The organism is Streptomyces lonarensis, assembly GCF_012033735.1.
Classification (GTDB): Bacteria; Actinomycetota; Actinomycetes; order Streptomycetales; family Streptomycetaceae; genus Streptomyces; species Streptomyces lonarensis.
Window position 1 is genome coordinate 1 of record NZ_JAAVJD010000404.1, and the last position, 2,596, is coordinate 2,596.

Annotated in this window: 1 protein-coding gene; it reads left to right on the forward strand. The window is 78.1% G+C overall.

What is annotated here, in order from left to right:
• Positions 1–426 precede the first annotated feature (426 nt).
• Positions 427–2,596: DUF3492 domain-containing protein (locus HCN56_RS25040; protein ID WP_312871443.1), on the forward strand; the 2,170-nt coding region annotated here is incomplete at its 3' end.

The window sequence follows — 2,596 nt, forward strand, 5'->3', positions numbered from 1 at the left end:
CCTCGGTGAGCAGTGCTACGCGCACCGGTGCACCCCCTTCTCCCCGACGGACGGGACTCGGTCGTGGCCGCCCCGGGTCCGCGCCCGGCCGCTCGCCCCGGCGGCAACTCGCCCGCCCGGTAGCCGCCCGCCGGGCCGCCCACGGTGCGCCCGACGCCCGCGTGAGCCCTCTCTCCGAGAAGCCGACCCGACGTCAACTCCGTCCGGCCCGGCGGCAACCTCGTTCACGTGTCCGGACTGCCGTAACGCTCGCCCGGGCGCATGGTTACGTTTCTTCACCCCTTCCGGTGGCAGGACGGACAACCGTCCGTCGCGGCGCCCGTCCAGCGACTTAGCTTCTTCCCGCAGGTTCCGCCCGGGGGCGCACCACCGTTCCCGGGGCGGCGACGACCGAGTCCCGTCCGTCGGGGAGAAGGGGGTGCACCGGTGCGCGTAGCACTGCTCACCGAGGGTGGCTACCCGTATGCGCGCGGCGAGTCCGGCAGCTGGTGCGAGCGCCTGCTCCGGGGGCTCGCGGACCACGAGTTCGAGATCTGCGCCCTCAGCCGGACCGCCCGGCAGCACGCCGGGCCGCGCAGTGCGCTGCCGCCCAACGTGACGCTGGTCCGCACCGCCCCGCTGTGGGGGCCGCCCCCCGCCGAGCACCGGGGCGACGGCCGGGTGCCGCGCCGTCTCGGGCGCCGGTACGCCGAGGCGTTCGCCGAGCTCACCGCGGCGCTCTGCGGCTCCCCGCACCCCGCCCGCACCCCCGCGCCTCCGGCGACCGGTGGCGCGGAGTCCGGCACGCCGGTCGGCGGTGCCGCGGCGGCGGGGCCGGCGGACCGTTTCGGCGCCGGGCTGTACGCCCTGGCGGAGCTTGCCGCCGAGCACGGTGGTCTCAGCGGGTGGCTGCGGTCCGAGGGCGCCCTCCGGGTACTGGAGGCCGCCTGCCGCGCCCCGGGCGCGCCGCGCGCGGTCCGCAGCGCGCGCGTGACCGACCTCCTCGCCGTCGTCGAGCGGCTGGAACGGGTGCTGCGCCCCGTCTCGTTGGACTGGTACGGCGCAACCGGCGCCCGTGCGGCCGGACGGGGGCTGGCGGACGTGGCGCTCTGCCACGCCGTCGGCGGGGGAGCGGCGGCGCTGCCGGGGCTGCTGGCCCGTCACTTCCACGGGACGCCGCTGCTCGTGACCGAACACGGCGCACGCCTGCGGGAGCACTATCTGATCAGCGCCGCGCACGCGGTCGCCCCCTCGGCCCCCTCCGCCCCGGTGCGCGCGCTGCTGTCGGCGTTCCAGGCCCGGTTGGCCCACGAGGCGTACGCCTCGGCTGCGCTGATCACGCCCGGGAACACCCACACCCGCCGCTGGCAGGAACGGTGCGGCGCCGACCGGGGCCGGCTCCGCACGATCTACCCCGGCATGGACGCGCGCCCGTTCCACGAGGTCGCGCGGGAGAGCGCCCGGGTGGCCGTGCCGGTGGGGGCGGCCGGTGCGGCCGCCCCGGGGCGCACCCCGCGCCCGGAGCGCGACCTTCCGCCGGGTGGCGCGCCGCGCCCGGTGGGAGGTCGGGCCACAGCTCCGACACTGGTCTGGGTGGGCGCGGTCGAACCGGGCAAGGACCTCGTGGGACTGCTGCACGCCTTCGCCGAGGTGCGGCGCTCGGTGCCCGACGCCCGGCTGCGGCTGGTGGCCACCCCGCAACGCGGGCGCACCGACCCGGAGTACCTGGCCCACTGCCGCGCGCTCGCCGCCCAGCTGTTCCCCGACGAGGCACCCGACCGCCACGCGGTGGGGGAGAACCCGGTGCGATTCGAGGAAGTGGGCGAGCCCGCGGTGCCGACCGTCGCGGACGCCTACGCCGCGGCCTCGGTCGCGGTGCTCTCCAGCGTCACCGAGGGGTTCCCCGTCCAGCTGGTCGAGTCGATGTTCTGCGCCCGCGCCACCGTCTCCACCGATGTCGGCGCGGTGTGCGAGGCGATCGGCGGTACCGGACTGGTGGTGCCGCCGCGCAATCCCCGGGCGCTCGCCGACGCCTGCCTCGACCTGCTCGCGGACCCGGCGCGCCGGGAGCGGCTCGGCGGGGCCGCCCGGGCCCGTGCGCTGGAGCTGTTCACCGTCGAGCAGAGCCTGGCCGCTTTCCGGTCGATCTACCTGGAGCTGATCTCCGACAGTCCGGCGCGGTGGTCCGGGCCGGTTCCGGCCGGGACCGGGGTGCCGTTCTCCCGGCCCGCCGAGGCACACCTCCCCGCGCGGCTGCCGACGGCGGTGCCGAGCTGGGCCGACACCGCGATAGCCGGTGGCGACCGGCGGCCGCGCCATGCGCCGCGAGCCGTGGCCGACGCCGACGGCAACGCCGACACGCCCGGCGCACCGGCGATCCGGCGCGGGCCCGGCACGTCCACGACTTCCACCTCAGCGACTCCCCCACCCCTGCCCGCCCCCGTCCCCGCCGTGGCGGCGGCCGCGACGGCCGCGACCGTCGCCTCCGCGGCGGCGGTCGGAGCCCTCGCCGGGGGCACCGGCACGGGGCCGAGGCCGCCCGCACCCGGCGTTCCCCGGACCGACCGCGCCCACCCAGACCAGTGTCGGAGCTGTGGCCCGACCTCCCACCGGGCGC